General features: G+C 60.9%; 14 protein-coding genes and 1 pseudogene. 5 read left to right on the forward strand and 10 right to left on the reverse strand.

Annotation, left to right across the window (positions count from 1 at the left end; translation table 11 throughout):
• Positions 1-9: 9 nt before the first annotated feature.
• Positions 10-1908, forward strand: a complete 1899-nt coding sequence (gene cysN / locus RGV33_RS04600; protein WP_322143267.1) for a sulfate adenylyltransferase subunit CysN — start codon at positions 10-12, stop codon at positions 1906-1908.
• Between the two features lie 185 nt (positions 1909-2093).
• Here the strand turns inward: cysN and RGV33_RS04605 are convergent, their stop codons facing one another.
• The 3 genes and pseudogenes from RGV33_RS04605 to RGV33_RS04615 all read right to left on the reverse strand — a co-directional run bounded on the left by RGV33_RS04605 (position 2094) and on the right by RGV33_RS04615 (position 5488).
• Positions 2094-2990 (reverse strand): acyltransferase, encoded by an 897-nt coding sequence (locus tag RGV33_RS04605; protein ID WP_322143268.1) that lies wholly within the window; start codon positions 2988-2990, stop codon positions 2094-2096.
• Positions 2991-5090 (reverse strand): phosphate acetyltransferase, encoded by a 2100-nt coding sequence (pta, locus tag RGV33_RS04610; protein ID WP_017476010.1) that lies wholly within the window; start codon positions 5088-5090, stop codon positions 2991-2993.
• A 60-nt stretch (positions 5091-5150) separates the two neighbouring features.
• Positions 5151-5488 (reverse strand): annotated as a pseudogene (locus RGV33_RS04615) (DUF3565 domain-containing protein).
• On the opposite strand from RGV33_RS04615, the gene RGV33_RS04620 reads away from it, so the two are divergent.
• The 3 genes from RGV33_RS04620 to RGV33_RS04630 all read left to right on the forward strand — a co-directional run bounded on the left by RGV33_RS04620 (position 5457) and on the right by RGV33_RS04630 (position 8014).
• A complete protein-coding gene (locus RGV33_RS04620; protein ID WP_322143270.1) occupies positions 5457-5942 on the forward strand; it encodes a peptidylprolyl isomerase in 486 nt (161 codons plus the stop codon). The pseudogene RGV33_RS04615 and the gene RGV33_RS04620 overlap by 32 nt on opposite strands.
• 135 nt (positions 5943-6077) lie before the next feature.
• Positions 6078-6560 (forward strand): glutathione peroxidase, encoded by a 483-nt coding sequence (locus RGV33_RS04625; RefSeq protein ID WP_322143271.1) that lies wholly within the window; start codon positions 6078-6080, stop codon positions 6558-6560.
• 350 nt (positions 6561-6910) lie between these two features.
• On the forward strand, positions 6911-8014 hold the full coding sequence (locus RGV33_RS04630) for an NADH:flavin oxidoreductase (protein WP_322143272.1): 1104 nt from the start codon (positions 6911-6913) through the stop codon (positions 8012-8014).
• A 115-nt stretch (positions 8015-8129) separates the two neighbouring features.
• Here the strand turns inward: RGV33_RS04630 and RGV33_RS04635 are convergent, their stop codons facing one another.
• Positions 8130-9308 (reverse strand): glycosyltransferase family 1 protein, encoded by a 1179-nt coding sequence (locus RGV33_RS04635; protein WP_322143273.1) that lies wholly within the window; start codon positions 9306-9308, stop codon positions 8130-8132.
• A gap of 64 nt (positions 9309-9372) precedes the next feature.
• The gene (gene cysZ, locus RGV33_RS04640) at positions 9373-10128 is read right to left on the reverse strand and encodes a sulfate transporter CysZ (protein ID WP_322143274.1); all 756 of its coding nucleotides are present in this window, start codon (positions 10126-10128) and stop codon (positions 9373-9375) included.
• Positions 10129-10420: 292 nt separating this feature from the next.
• On the opposite strand from cysZ, the gene trxB reads away from it, so the two are divergent.
• Positions 10421-11383, forward strand: coding sequence for a thioredoxin-disulfide reductase (trxB, locus tag RGV33_RS04645; protein ID WP_322143275.1), 963 nt, complete (start codon positions 10421-10423; stop codon positions 11381-11383).
• 187 nt (positions 11384-11570) lie between these two features.
• On the opposite strand, the gene RGV33_RS04650 is transcribed toward trxB, so the two are convergent.
• The 5 genes from RGV33_RS04650 to folM are packed head-to-tail and all read right to left on the reverse strand — an operon-like array spanning position 11571 to position 13886.
• Positions 11571-11909 (reverse strand): HopJ type III effector protein, encoded by a 339-nt coding sequence (locus RGV33_RS04650; protein ID WP_322143276.1) that lies wholly within the window; start codon positions 11907-11909, stop codon positions 11571-11573.
• Complete coding sequence (locus tag RGV33_RS04655; protein WP_322143277.1) at positions 11902-12198, reverse strand: DUF1244 domain-containing protein; 297 nt, start codon at positions 12196-12198, stop codon at positions 11902-11904. The genes RGV33_RS04650 and RGV33_RS04655 overlap by 8 nt, the downstream gene beginning before the upstream one ends.
• A 22-nt stretch (positions 12199-12220) precedes the next feature.
• Positions 12221-12592 (reverse strand): dihydroneopterin triphosphate 2'-epimerase, encoded by a 372-nt coding sequence (folX, locus tag RGV33_RS04660; protein WP_322143278.1) that lies wholly within the window; start codon positions 12590-12592, stop codon positions 12221-12223.
• A 2-nt stretch (positions 12593-12594) separates the two neighbouring features.
• Positions 12595-13155 carry a GTP cyclohydrolase I FolE gene (gene folE / locus RGV33_RS04665; protein WP_322143279.1) on the reverse strand — a complete coding sequence of 187 codons (561 nt, stop codon included), beginning with the start codon at positions 13153-13155 and terminating at the stop codon, positions 12595-12597.
• 20 nt (positions 13156-13175) lie between these two features.
• Positions 13176-13886 carry a dihydromonapterin reductase gene (gene folM, locus RGV33_RS04670; protein ID WP_322143280.1) on the reverse strand — a complete coding sequence of 237 codons (711 nt, stop codon included), beginning with the start codon at positions 13884-13886 and terminating at the stop codon, positions 13176-13178.
• Positions 13887-13921 lie beyond the last annotated feature (35 nt).

The raw sequence follows: 13921 nt of genomic DNA on the forward strand, positions 1-13921 counted from the left end.
GGGGCTGTCATGTCGCACGTATCTGATTTGATCAGCGAGGACATCCTCGCCTACCTGGGCCAGCACGAGCGCAAGGAAATGTTGCGCTTCCTGACCTGCGGCAACGTCGACGACGGCAAGAGCACCCTGATCGGGCGCCTGCTGCACGACTCCAAGATGATCTACGAAGACCATCTGGAAGCCATCACCCGCGATTCGAAAAAGTCCGGCACCACGGGCGACGACATCGACCTGGCCTTGCTGGTCGACGGCCTGCAGGCCGAGCGTGAGCAGGGCATCACCATCGATGTTGCCTACCGCTACTTCTCCACCGCCAAGCGCAAATTCATCATCGCCGACACCCCCGGCCATGAGCAGTACACCCGCAACATGGCCACCGGTGCCTCCACCTGTGACCTGGCGATTATCCTGATCGACGCCCGTTACGGTGTGCAGACCCAGACCCGTCGCCACAGCTTTATCGCCTCGTTGCTGGGCATCAAGCACATCGTGGTGGCCGTCAACAAGATGGACATCAATGGCTTTGACCAAAGCATCTTTGAGGCGATCAAGGCTGATTACCTGAAGTTTGCCGACGGCATTGCCTTCAAGCCGAGCACCATGGCGTTTGTGCCGATGTCGGCCCTCAAGGGCGACAACGTGGTGAACAAAAGCGAGCGTTCGCCCTGGTACACCGGCCAGTCGCTGATGGAGATTCTCGAAACCGTCGAGATCGCCAACGACCGCAACTACACCGACCTGCGTTTCCCGGTGCAGTACGTCAACCGTCCGAACCTGAACTTCCGTGGTTTCGCCGGCACCCTGGCCAGCGGCATCGTGCACAAGGGCGACGAGGTTGTGGTGCTGCCGTCGGGCAAGAGCAGCCGCGTCAAATCCATCGTTACCTTTGAAGGTGAACTGGAAAACGCCGGCCCAGGCCAGGCTGTGACGCTGACCATGGAAGACGAGATCGACATCTCCCGTGGCGACCTGCTGGTGCATGCCGACAACGTGCCGCAAGTGACCGACGCGTTCGACGCCATGCTGGTGTGGATGGCCGAAGAGCCGATGCTGCCGGGCAAGAAATACGACATCAAGCGCGCCACCAGCTACGTGCCGGGTTCCATCACCAGCATCGTGCATCGCGTGGATGTGAACACCCTGGAAGAAGGTCCGGCGAGTGCCTTGCAGTTGAACGAGATTGGCCGGGTCAAGGTCAGCCTCGACGCGGTCATCGCGCTGGACGGTTACGCGAGTAACCGCACCACGGGTTCGTTTATCGTCATCGACCGTTTGACCAATGGCACCGTGGCTGCCGGCATGATCATCGCGCAGCCAGTGATTCATGGTAGCGCGGCGCAGCATGGCAAGTTGGCTCACGTGGCTACCGAAGAACGTGCCCAGCGCTTCGGCCAGCAACCGGCCACCGTGTTGTTCAGCGGTTTGTCGGGCGCCGGCAAAAGCACTTTGGCCTACGCGGTGGAGCGCAAGCTATTCGACCTGGGCCGCGCAGTGTTTGTACTGGATGGCCAGAACCTGCGGCATGACCTGAACAAGGGCCTGCCGCAGGACCGTGCCGGGCGTACCGAGAACTGGCGTCGTGCGGCTCACGTGGCGCGTCAGTTCAACGAAGCGGGCTTGCTGACCCTGGCGGCGTTCGTGGCCCCGGATGCCGAAGGGCGTGAACAGGCCAAGGCCTTGATCGGCGGTGATCGTTTGCTGACCGTGTACGTGCAGGCTTCGCCGCTGGTGTGTGCCGAGCGTGATCCGCAAGGCTTGTACGCGGCGGGCGGGGATAACATCCCGGGTGAGTCCTTCCCGTACGACGTGCCGTTGAATGCTGACCTGGTGCTCGACACCCAGGCCCTGTCGCTGGAAGACAGCGTCAAGCAAGTGCTGGAACTGCTGCGTCAGCGCGGCGCGATCTAAGCGTCACGCGCCCTAAAAAGCCCGCCACCGATCACTCGGTGGCGGGCTTTTTTCATGCCTCCCTGTAGCAGCTGTCGAGCGCCAGCGAGGCTGCGTTGGCCGCGCCGCCGGAACTAAGCCAGGCATCGAACCGAGGCGCTCCCGACGCAGCCTCGCTGGCGCTCGACAGCTGCTACGCCAGGTTTTTAAGTCGCGGGAAAGTCGCGGTGGAGCTTTTCGAGCAACACATCCTTGTCTTCCCACAACCGGTTGATCCAGCCTTGGAACGCCAACCGATATTCGCCATCCTGCTCATAATTCTTGCCGATAAACTCGGTCGGAATCGGCACCTCTTCAAACTGCACCACCACGTCCTTCACGTTCCCGCACAGCAAATCCCAGTAACCCGGACGTCCGGCAGGGTAGTGAATGGTCACGTTCACCAGTGATTTGAGCTGCTCACCCATCGCATCCAGCACAAACGCGATACCGCCGGCCTTGGGTTTCAGCAGGTAACGAAACGGCGATTTCTGCTGTGCGTGTTTGCCGGGCGTAAAACGTGTGCCTTCGGCAAAGTTGAAAATGCCCACCGGGTTGTGGCGAAACTTCGCGCAGGTCTTGCGGGTGGTTTCCAGGTCCTTGCCTTTCTTCTCCGGGTGCTTTTCCAAGTACGCCTTGGTGTAGCGCTTCATGAACGGGAAACCCAGCGCCCACCATGCCAGGCCGATCACGGGCACCCAGATCAGCTCTTGCTTGAGGAAGAACTTCAGCGGGCGAATACGCCGGTTGAGCACGTATTGCAGCACCATGATATCGACCCAGCTCTGGTGGTTACTGGTCACCAGGTACGAATGCTGATAGTCCAGGCCTTCAAGGCCTTTGATGTGCCAGCGGGTGCGGCGCACCAGGTTCATCCAGGCCTTGTTATTGCTGATCCAGGCTTCGTGGGTCTGGTTCATCAGCCATTCGCTGAAGCGCTTGGCAAACGGCAAGGCCTTGAACAACGCCACGATAAACAGGAACGAACACAGCAAAATCGTGTTCAACGCCAGCAACAGCGAGGCGATTACCCCGCGCACGGCGGCAGGTAGAAAATCCAGCATTTAGACATCCATAGGTCGGTTGGCGGCTTGAATCGCGGTCAATGCGATCGTGTACACGATGTCGTCCACCTGCGCCCCACGGGGCAGGTCGTTTACCGGTTTGCGCAGGCCTTGCAGCATTGGCCCCAGGCTCACGCAATCGGCGCTGCGCTGCACTGCCTTGTGCGTGGTGTTGCCGGTGTTGAGATCCGGGAACACGAACACCGTGGCCTTGCCTGCCACCAGGCTGTTGGGCGCCAGTTGCCGGGCCACGGTTTCGTTGGCAGCGGCGTCGTATTGCAACGGGCCGTCGATCAGCAACGAGCTTTGGGCTTCGTGGGCAAGCAGGGTGGCTTCGCGGACTTTCTCGACTTCTTCGCCCGTGGCCGAATCGCCGCTGGAATAACTGATCATCGCCACCCGTGGCGTGATGCCGAACGCGGCAGCCGAGTCGGCGCTTTGCAGGGCGATTTCCGCCAGCTCCGCCGCGCTTGGGTGCGGGTTCATCACGCAGTCGCCGTACACCAGTACTTGCTCCGGGAACAGCATGAAAAACACCGACGAGACCAGGGTGCAGCCCGGCGCAGTCTTGATCAGTTGCAAGGCCGGGCGAATGGTATTGGCGGTGGAATGGATGACGCCGGAGACCAGGCCGTCGACTTCATCCAGGGCAAGCATCATGGTGGCGATCACCACCGTGTCTTCAAGCTGCTGCTCGGCCATCGGGGCGTTGAGGCTTTTGGTTTTGCGCAGGGCCACCATCGGCTCGACGTAACGCTGGCGAATCAGGTCGGGGTCGAGAATCTCCAGGCCCTCGGGCAGCTCGATGCCGTGGGCGCGGGCTACCGCTTCCACATCCGCCGGCTTGGCCAGCAACACGCAACGGGCAATCCCGCGGGCCTGGCAAATGGCGGCGGCCTGCACGGTCAGCGGCTCGCTGCCTTCGGGCAGCACGATGCGTTTGTTGGCCGCCTGGGCGCGCTGGATCAGTTGATAGCGGAACACCGCCGGCGACAGGCGCATCTCCCGCGGTGTGCCGCAGCGTTGGTGCAGCCAGCGGGCGTCGAGGTGGCTGGCGACGAAATCGGTGATGATCTCCGCACGTTCGCGGTCATCAATCGGGATTTCCTTATTCAGGCTGTTGAGCTGGTTGGCGGTATCGTAGCTGCCGGTGCTCACCGATAACACCGGCAGCCCAGCCTGGAACGCGCCACGGCACAGGTCCATGATGCGTGGGTCGGGCAGGGTGTCGCTGGTCAGCAGCAAACCCGCCAGCGGCACGCCGTTGATGGCGGCCAGGCTGACGGCGAGGATGATGTCGTCGCGGTCGCCGGGCGTTACCACCAACACGCCGGGCTTGAGCAGCTCCACGGTGTTGCGCATGGTGCGTGCGCAGATGATGATTTTGGTCATGCGCCGGGTTTCATAATCACCGGCGTTGAGGATCTGCGCGCCCATCAGGTCGGCCACATCGCGGGTGCGCGGGGCGTTGAGTTCCGGCTGGTACGGGATGCAGCCCAGCAGGCGAAAATCGCCGCTGCGCAACAACGGCGAATGCTCTTTGAGCCGCGCCGAGAACGCTTCCATGCTCTCGTCGGTGCGCACTTTGTTGAGGATCACGCCCAGTACTTTTGGGTCTTTCGGGCCGCCGAACAGTTGGGCCTGCAACTCCACGCGGCCGGAGAGTTCGGTCAGCACTTCGTTTTCCGGGGCCGAGACCAGGATCACTTCGGCATCCAGGCTCTTGGCCAGGTGCAGGTTGACCCGGGCCGCATAGCTGGCGCTGCGGGTTGGCACCATGCCTTCGACGATCAGCACGTCTTTGCCCACGGCGGCTTGCTGGTAAAGGGTGATGATTTCTTCCAGTAGCTCGTCCAGCTGGCCGTCGCCGAGCATCCGCTCTACATGGGCCAGGCCTAAAGGCTGGGGCGGTTTGAGGCCGTGGGTGCGGGCCACCAGTTCGGTGGAACGCTCGGGGCCGGTGTCGCCGGGGTGTGGCTGGGCAATCGGTTTGAAGAAGCCGACTTTCAGCCCGGCCCGTTCAAGGGTACGCACCAGCCCAAGGCTGATGGAGGTCAGACCCACACCAAAATCGGTGGGCGCGATAAAAAAAGTTTGCATGCGAGTTCTCTGGAGGTGCATGGCTTCGGTGGCGGCCTATGGCTGGCCGCCTACCGGGAATCAGGTGCCAAGGTTATCTTTATCTGAGCCTTGCGCACACCAGCCACAAGCAAAGGGTTGGCCTATTTTTTCAAGGCGTTGCGCCGGGTCCGTGACCCAGGCCCGGGATTGCCAGGGTGGCTGGTGGCGCAGGTGCTGGGTGTGGCCGCAGGAAAGCTCGACGACCCAGTGCTGGTCTTCATCCTGGTGAAATCCTGCGACCGTCGGGTCAGTTGTTCGACCCCGTCCGTCCGGGTTGTGTTCGCTTTCGGGCAAATCCTTGTTTAGACTTGTCCGTTCTTCATTCTTTTGCAAAGGTCTCGCCCCATGCCGATCGCCGCCAATAAGGCTGTCTCCATTGACTATACCCTGACCAACGACGCTGGTGAGGTCATCGACAGTTCTGCCGGCGGCGCGCCGCTGGTCTACCTGCAAGGTGCAGGTAACATCATCCCGGGCCTGGAAAAGGCCCTGGAAGGCAAAGAGGTCGGTGACGAACTGACCGTTGCCGTAGAACCTGAAGATGCCTACGGCGAGTACGCAGCCGAACTGGTCAGCACCCTGAGCCGCAGCATGTTCGAAGGCGTCGACGAGCTGGAAGTGGGCATGCAGTTCCACGCTTCCGCTCCGGACGGCCAGATGCAGATCGTCACCATCCGTGACCTGGACGGCGACGACGTGACCGTCGACGGCAACCACCCGCTGGCTGGCCAGCGCCTGACCTTCCAAGTGAAGATCGTCGCTATCCGTGACGCTTCCCAGGAAGAAGTGGCCCATGGCCACGTGCACGGCGAAGGTGGTCACCACCATTAATTGACGGCGCGATGCTCTGTCAGTTGGAAAAAGGCGCCTTCGGGCGCCTTTTTCATTTGGCGGCTATTCTTGCCGACTTGGCGGCTGTAATCTCGAAGGGCCGTTACAAAGAACATGGGATATCTGGAGTTCGTCATGAGTGCTTTCCACGACCTTAAACTGACTGGCCTCAATGGTCAGGAGCTGCCTCTGGCGCCCTTCAAGGGGAAAGTCGTGCTGGTGGTCAACGTCGCCTCCAAATGTGGTCTGACCCCACAGTACGCTGCGCTGGAAAACCTCTATCAGCAATACAAGGAGCAGGGTTTCACCGTACTCGGGCTGCCGTGCAATCAATTTGCCGGGCAGGAGCCGGGCACCGAGCAAGAAATCCAGGAATTTTGCAGCCTCAACTACGGCGTGACCTTTCCTTTGGGCAGCAAGCTTGAAGTGAATGGCCACGATCGCCACCAACTGTATCGATTGCTGGCGGGCGAGGGCGCCGAGTTCCCGGGGGACATCACTTGGAACTTTGAAAAATTCCTGCTGGGCAAAGACGGCCGGGTGCTGGCGCGTTTCTCGCCGCGTACGTCGCCTGATGACCCTGCCATCGTGCAGGCGATCGAAAAAGCCTTGAGCTGAGAGCGCTTGCCCTGTGGTGAGGTGCTTGTCCCGTGGTGAGGGGGCTTGCCCTGTGGTGAGGGTGCTTGTCCTGTGGTGAGGGGGCTTGTCCTGTGGTGAGGGGGCTTGTCCTGTGGTGAGGGGGCTTGTCCCCCGCTGGAGTGCGAAGCGCTCCCGCTTTTTTTGGGGCCGCTACGCATCCCAGCGGGGGACAAGCCCCCTCACCACAGGACAAGCCCCCTCACCACAAAGCCAATCACCAAAGTCTTCCCGCTTTTACCCCTTAATCACCCCAATCAATAGTGCTATCCAGCACGCTGCGTACTCCATATTATCCACATCATAAATTCCTTTCTGTGTGGAGTGCTCCCATGCCTGTCCAAGCCTTGTTCAAACCGTTCCAGCTCGGCGCACTGCAACTGCCCAGCCGCGTGGTAATGGCGCCGATGACCCGTTCGTTCTCCCCGGGCGGGGTGCCCAACTCCAAAGTGATCGAGTACTACCGCCGCCGCGCTGCCGCGGGCGTAGGCCTGATCATCACCGAAGGCACCGTGGTCGGTCACCCGGCCTCCAACGGCTATCCGAACGTCCCGCATTTCTATGGTGAAGCCGCCCTGGCCGGCTGGAAGAAAGTGGTCGACGCGGTCCACGCCGAAGGCGGCAAGATCGTCCCGCAACTGTGGCACGTGGGCAGCGTACGGCGTATCGGCACCGAGCCGGACGCCAGCGTGCCGGCCTACGGCCCGACCGAAAAACTCAAGGACGGCAACGTCGTCGTCCACGGCATGACCGTGCAAGATATCCAGGATGTGATCGCCGCGTTCGCCCAAGCCGCCAAGGATGCCCAGAGCATCGGCATGGACGGCGTGGAAATCCACGGCGCCCACGGTTACCTGGTAGACCAGTTCTTCTGGGAAGGCACCAACCAGCGCACCGACGAATACGGCGGCAGCCTGGCCAACCGCTCGCGCTTCGCCATTGAATTGATCCAGGCCATCCGCGCCGCCGTGGGCCCGGACTTTCCGATCATCCTGCGTTTCTCCCAGTGGAAACAGCAGGACTACACCGCGCGCCTGGTGCAAACCCCCGAAGCGTTGGGTGAATTCCTCAAGCCGTTGTCTGACGCCGGCGTGGATATTTTCCACTGCTCCACCCGCCGTTTCTGGGAGCCGGAATTCGAAGGCTCCGAGCTGAACCTGGCGGGCTGGACCCGCAAGCTCACCGGCAAGCCAACCATCACTGTGGGCAGCGTCGGCCTGGACGGCGAGTTCCTGCAGTTCATGGTCAACACCGACAAGGTCGCGCAACCCGCCAGCCTGGAAAACCTGCTGGAGCGCCTTAACAACGACGAGTTTGATCTGGTTGCCGTGGGCCGTGCGCTGCTGGTGGATCCGGACTGGGCGCTGAAGGTCCGCGAAGGCCGTGAAGGCGACATCCTGCCGTTCAGTCGTGAGGCGTTGACGACGTTGGTGTAAGTCGCGCCTGGTCTGACGCTATCGCGGGCAAGCCCGGCTTGCTCCCACATTGGAATGCGACCCACTGTGGGAGCCGGGCTTGCCCGCGATAGCGATCTGACAGCCAACACCGGCGTCAGATCAAACGTGATGCCCCTGCAATCACCGGCTGCTCGCCACACACACCGCGTAACTGCCGCTCAAACTGCTCGATAATCGCCGGCCAACCCTGACGGCTGGCGTGTTGCCGGGCATTGAGCCGCACCCGCCTTAGACTCTCGCGCTCTTCCAGCAGCCAATTGGCCGCATCGCAAAACGCTTCCTCATCCCCCGGCATCGCCAGCACGCCGCTGTAGCCATGGCGAATGTGCTGGGTGGCGGCCGCCTGGTCGTACGCCACCACACCCAACCCTGAAGCCATGGCTTCCAGCACCACGTTGCCGAAGGTTTCAGTCAGGCTGGGGAACAGGAACAGATCCCCGGACGCATAATGCCGGGCCAGTTCTTCACCGCGCAGAGTCCCGCAGAAAATCGCCTCCGGCAGTTCCTTTTCGAGCATCGCCCGTTGTGGGCCATCGCCGACGATGATCAGTTTCATCTGGCGCAGTGGATACATGCCCTGCAGCGTTTCAAAGCAGCGCTTGAGCAGCCCGAGGTTTTTTTCCTGGGCCAGGCGGCCCACGTGCAGCACCGCGATCTGGTCACTGTTCAATGCCCAGCTTTCCCGCAGCGCATTGTCGCGCTTGGCTGGGTGAAACAACTGGCTGTCGACGCCCCGGGCGAGCATGCCCAGGCGCTCGAAATGGCGCCGCTCCAGCTCCAGGCGCTGGCTGGCGCTGGGCACCAGGGTCAAGGCCGAACGGTTATGGAACCAGCGCAGGTAGTGGGTCAGCACCCGGCTCAACATGCCCAGCCCGTACTGGCTGGAATACTGCTGGAAGTTGGTATGAAAGCCGCTCACCACGCTGATCCCCAGGCGCCGTGCCGCGCGTAACGCCGACAAACCCAGCGGGCCTTCCGTGGCGATATACAGCACATCCGGACGCTGGCGGGTCCAGCGCCGCAGTAATTTGTGCATCGACGACTGGCCCCATTGCAGCCCCGGATAGCCCGGCAGTGGCCAGCCGCGGCAGAGCATCAGGCCGTCGTCACTGGGCCGGCTCTGGTCGCAGCCCTGGCGTGGGCGAACCAGTTCGACTTGATGCCCACGCGCGCGCAAACCGTCACACAGGCGGCCAAGGGTATTGGCCACCCCGTTGATCTCTGGCGGGAAGGTTTCGGTGATCAGGGTGATGTGGAGCGAAGCTGTCGTCATGACCCACAGTGTCGGCGCGGGCCATGTCGTCATTGTGTCTTTCGGATGATGGATTTGTGACGGCTCAGGCTTTGGTGACGGCCATCGCCTCGGCGCCTTGTTCACGCACCCAGAACAACGTGGCCCCGGCGACTGCCGCCGGCATCATCAGCAGGTTGACCACCGGCACCAGCAGCACCAGGTAAACGACGCCGCCAAAACTCATGCTCTGCCAGCGCTTCTGGCGCAGCCAGGCGAGCATTTCGTTCCAGCCCAGCTTGTGGTTGTCTGCCGGGTAGTCGATGTACTGGATTGCCATCATCCACACGCCAAACAGCAGCCACAGCGGCGCGGCCACCAGGTTGACCACCGGGATGAACGACAGGATAAACAGGCCGATAGCGCGGGGCAGGAAATAGCCCAGCTTGCGCATTTCCCGGGCCAGGGTACGCGGCACCATGGCTGCCAGCTCACCCCAGCTGAACGCCGGGAAATCATCGGTACCGCGTACCACTACTTCGACTTTTTCCGAAAGGAAACCGTTAAAGGGCGCGGCGATGATGTTGGCGAGCATGGTGAAGGTGAAAAACACCATCAGCACCACCAGCACCACGAACAAAGGCCACAACAGGTAATTGAGGAAGCTCAACCAGCTCGGCAATGTCGGCATCAGTGTGTCGACCCACAGGCTGAACTGATGGCCGGCGAAGTAGATCAACCCGACGAACAGTATCAGGTTGATTGCCAGCGGCAGCAGCACAAACAGCCGCAGGCCGGGGCTGAGTACCAGTTTGAGACCTTCGCGCAGGTACTGTGGGCCTGAAAGAACGGGGGCGGGCATGGATAACTCCGGGCAATGGGGCGAACGCGCCGACCTTACCGGCTTTGCGAGACACGGGAAAGCACGGCCGGCATCACGACATTAACGGTAACAAAGGTGTCGATTAATAGAGGGCATGGGATAGAGACCACCTATGAGCTGGATTGTTATTCCGTATTTCCTTAATCTTGCCTCCCTCTATACGCTGCACCCATTATTTTCAGGATCTGCGAGTTCAAGCCTTCCCCAAGTGCTTCGCGGTCCTTTTTTATTCCAGCCGTTCTGTAGTCCGGGCGGTCGATAGGAGTGAGTCATGTCTGATACCCGTCATTCGCGAGTGATTATTCTCGGTTCCGGCCCTGCCGGTTACAGCGCTGCCGTCTACGCTGCCCGGGCCAACCTCAAGCCTCTGCTGATCACCGGCATGCAAGCGGGCGGTCAGTTGACCACCACCACCGAAGTCGACAACTGGCCGGGCGACGTCCACGGCCTGACCGGCCCGGTGTTGATGGAACGCATGAAAGAACACGCCGAGCGCTTCGAAACCGAAATCGTGTTTGATCACATCAACAAGGTCGACTTCTCCAAGAAGCCTTACAGCCTGACCGGCGACAGCGGCGTGTACACCTGTGACGCGCTGATCATCGCCACTGGCGCCAGCGCCCGTTACCTGGGCCTGCCGTCGGAAGAAGCGTTCATGGGCAAGGGCGTTTCCGCCTGCGCGACCTGCGACGGTTTTTTCTACCGCAACAAACCGGTGGCTGTGGTCGGTGGCGGCAACACCGCCGTGGAAGAGGCGCTGTACCTGGCCAATATCGCCAGCACCGTGACCCTGGTTCACCGCCGCGAGACCTTCCGCGCCGAGAAGATCCTGATCGACAAGCTGCATGCCCGTGTGGCTGAAGGCAAGATCATCCTCAAGCTCAACGCCACCCTGGATGAAGTCCTGGGCGACAACATGGGCGTGACCGGTGCTCGCCTGAAAAACAACGACGGCAGCTTCGACGAACTGACCGTTGATGGCGTGTTCATCGCCATCGGCCACACCCCGAACACCTCGTTGTTCGAAGGCGTACTGGATGCCAAAGACGGCTACCTGATTGTGCAGGGCGGCCGTGAAGGCAATGCAACTGCTACCAACATCGAAGGTATCTTCGCGGCCGGTGACGTGGCCGACCACGTCTACCGCCAGGCGATCACCTCCGCCGGCGCTGGCTGCATGGCGGCACTGGATGCCGAGCGTTACCTCGACGGTTTGAAAGACGCTGCGTTCTAAACCGTAGAAACAAAAAAACCGGCTGTGAGGCCGGTTTTTTTATGCGCGGGATTTGATGATTCAGCGCTATCTCAACTGGGTAACCCAATCACTGTGGGAGCTGGCTTGCCTGCGATAGCGGCGTTGGCTGACACACCGCTATCGCAGGCAAGCCAGCTCCCACATTAAACCGGGTTATCAAATTGAATCAGCGGCGCGTCAACGGCTGCTGAGTGAACTTCACACCTGCCAACCCGTGCTCGATCAGCGCACGAATATTGCCGTGGTCACTGCCTTCAGGTGTGGCCAGCACCGAACGGTAATGCTCGCCAAACGCCAACAGCGCCTCCTGGTCGCTCAAGCCTTCCAGCAACGCCAGGCCCAGGGTCTTGCATGAACCTTCGTTCTGCCCGGCAGCATTTTCCACGCTGGCGTTGCTGAAGGCTTGTGGCTGGTAATCGTAACCGGCGGCCACAAAGGCCAGGGTGTCGGCAAAGACATGTTCGCCGCTGTTGAGGCTGGCGCGCAGGGTGTTCAGGTCAGTCATGGGTTTTTCCTTTGGCGAATGCCGCTTGCTGTTCGGCACTGGCTTCTTGCTGGTATTGGGCTTTCCACTGCGCGTACGGCATGCCGTACACCACTTCACGGGCGTCATCCAGGCTCAACTCGATCTGGCGCTCGTCGGCCTCGGCCTTGTACCACTTGGACAAGCAGTTGCGGCAGAAGCCCGAGAGGTTCATCAGGTCGATGTTCTGCACATCCTTGCGGCTGTCCAGGTGGGCCACCAGCCGGCGGAAGGCGGCGGCTTCAAGTTCGAGGCGTTGTTGGTCGTTCATGGTGCTCACTGCAAATTAAGGGTTAGCGACTGGCCGCCAGGGTGATCGACACCGACTCGGCAAAACGCAACGCATGGGGTTTGTCGACTTCGACTTCGGCGTACAGCACCGACGTGTTGCCCATCACCAGGTCGAGGATCTCCTGGGTCAGGCGCTCCAGCAGGGCAAAGCGGTTGCCTTCCACGTGGGCGATGATGGCCTTGGTGATGGTGCGATAGTTCAATGCGTGGTCGATGTCGTTGTCACGTACGGCTTCCTGGGCGGCATACAGGATGGTCAGGTTGATCAACACATCCTGCTTGTTGAGGATTTCATCCTCGTTGATCCCGATAAACGTGCGCAGGCACAGGTCTTTGACCCGGATGCGCGCCATGCCTGGCTGAAGTTGTGGCATTGCTACTTGCTCCGTCCAATCAATTGCAGAAACTCCATGCGCGTGGTGTTCGAGTCGCGGAAAGCGCCGAGCATCACCGAGGTGTTCATGGTTGAATTCTGTTTTTCCACTCCGCGCATCATCATGCACATGTGTCTGGCTTCGATAACCACCGCCACGCCGGCCGCCTGGGTCACCGCCTGGATGGCATCGGCGATTTCCCGGGTGAGATTTTCCTGGATCTGCAGGCGCCGGGCAAACATGTCGACGATGCGCGCCAGCTTCGACAGGCCGAGCACCTTGCCGGTCGGAATATAGGCCACATGGGCTTTGCCGATAAAGGGCAGCAGATGATGTTCGCACATCGAATACAGCTCGATGTCCTTGAGGATCACCATCTCGTCGTTGTCGGAGGCAAACAGTGCACCGTTGACGATTTCTTCCAGGTTCTGTTCATAGCCATGACACAAGTACTGCATGGCCTTGGCGGCACGCTTGGGGGTGTCGAGCAAACCTTCACGCTCGGGGTCTTCACCCAGGCCCTTGAGGATCTCGCGGTAGTGGTGGGGCAGGGATAAAGTCATACAACATCCTCGCAAACGGCTTACTTGATATGCCGCCCGCCGTTGACGGTCAGGGTGGTACCGGTGATATACGGGTTATCCAGCAGGTAACGCACGCTCTGGTAAATCACCTCGGGCCCGGGTTCGATGCCCAGTGCCGCCTTGGCCAGGACTTTTGCGCGGTAGGCCGCGTCGTCGCCCTCGTTAAACATCACCATCGCCGGGGCAATGCCGTTCACCTTGATATCCGGTGCCAGTTGCGCGGCAAACGACAAAGTCAGGCTGTCGAGCCCGGCCTTGGTGGCGCAGTAGGCAATGTGCTGGCGGCTGCCCTTGCGGGTCACGTCATCGCTGATGTGCACGATATCCGCAGGCGTGGAGCGTTGCAGCAAGTGCGCACAATGCAGGTTGATCAGGTATGGCGCAAGCATGTGCACGCTGAACATGTCGGCAAAGGCGCGGCTCTCGTCGCCAGGCGTTTCCGCTTCCCAGGCCGAGGCATTATGGATGATCGCCCGCAGGCTTTGGGTGTGCTTCTTCAGCTCGTCGATGAACGCAAGAATGCCGGCCTCGCTGGAAAAGTCAGCAAACACGCCAGTCGCACCGCGCTCGCGCAAGGCCTGCACGCCGGGACGTTCACTGCGGTAGCTGAAAATCACCGGCTGCCCTTCGTCCAGCAGGCGCAAGGCGCAATGCAGGCCGACACGCTGGCCGGCACCGGTGATCAGGATCGGGGCGGGAGTTGAAGACATGGGAGGCTCGTATCGCGGGCAGGCCAAAACTATAC

This window comes from Pseudomonas sp. Bout1 (genome assembly GCF_034314165.1).
Lineage (GTDB): Bacteria > Pseudomonadota > Gammaproteobacteria > Pseudomonadales > Pseudomonadaceae > Aquipseudomonas.

What these genes read in the sequence shown, in the direction of transcription:
- cysN (WP_322143267.1), top strand. Translation starts at nt 10, where the DNA reads ATGTCGCACGTATCTGATTTGATCAGCGAGGACATCCTCGCCTACCTG.
- RGV33_RS04605 (WP_322143268.1), bottom strand. Translation starts at nt 2,990, where the DNA reads ATGCTGGATTTTCTACCTGCCGCCGTGCGCGGGGTAATCGCCTCGCTG.
- pta (WP_017476010.1), bottom strand. Translation starts at nt 5,090, where the DNA reads ATGCAAACTTTTTTTATCGCGCCCACCGATTTTGGTGTGGGTCTGACC.
- RGV33_RS04620 (WP_322143270.1), top strand. Translation starts at nt 5,457, where the DNA reads ATGCCGATCGCCGCCAATAAGGCTGTCTCCATTGACTATACCCTGACC.
- RGV33_RS04625 (WP_322143271.1), top strand. Translation starts at nt 6,078, where the DNA reads ATGAGTGCTTTCCACGACCTTAAACTGACTGGCCTCAATGGTCAGGAG.
- RGV33_RS04630 (WP_322143272.1), top strand. Translation starts at nt 6,911, where the DNA reads ATGCCTGTCCAAGCCTTGTTCAAACCGTTCCAGCTCGGCGCACTGCAA.
- RGV33_RS04635 (WP_322143273.1), bottom strand. Translation starts at nt 9,308, where the DNA reads ATGACGACAGCTTCGCTCCACATCACCCTGATCACCGAAACCTTCCCG.
- cysZ (WP_322143274.1), bottom strand. Translation starts at nt 10,128, where the DNA reads ATGCCCGCCCCCGTTCTTTCAGGCCCACAGTACCTGCGCGAAGGTCTC.
- trxB (WP_322143275.1), top strand. Translation starts at nt 10,421, where the DNA reads ATGTCTGATACCCGTCATTCGCGAGTGATTATTCTCGGTTCCGGCCCT.
- RGV33_RS04650 (WP_322143276.1), bottom strand. Translation starts at nt 11,909, where the DNA reads ATGACTGACCTGAACACCCTGCGCGCCAGCCTCAACAGCGGCGAACAT.
- RGV33_RS04655 (WP_322143277.1), bottom strand. Translation starts at nt 12,198, where the DNA reads ATGAACGACCAACAACGCCTCGAACTTGAAGCCGCCGCCTTCCGCCGG.
- folX (WP_322143278.1), bottom strand. Translation starts at nt 12,592, where the DNA reads ATGCCACAACTTCAGCCAGGCATGGCGCGCATCCGGGTCAAAGACCTG.
- folE (WP_322143279.1), bottom strand. Translation starts at nt 13,155, where the DNA reads ATGACTTTATCCCTGCCCCACCACTACCGCGAGATCCTCAAGGGCCTG.
- folM (WP_322143280.1), bottom strand. Translation starts at nt 13,886, where the DNA reads ATGTCTTCAACTCCCGCCCCGATCCTGATCACCGGTGCCGGCCAGCGT.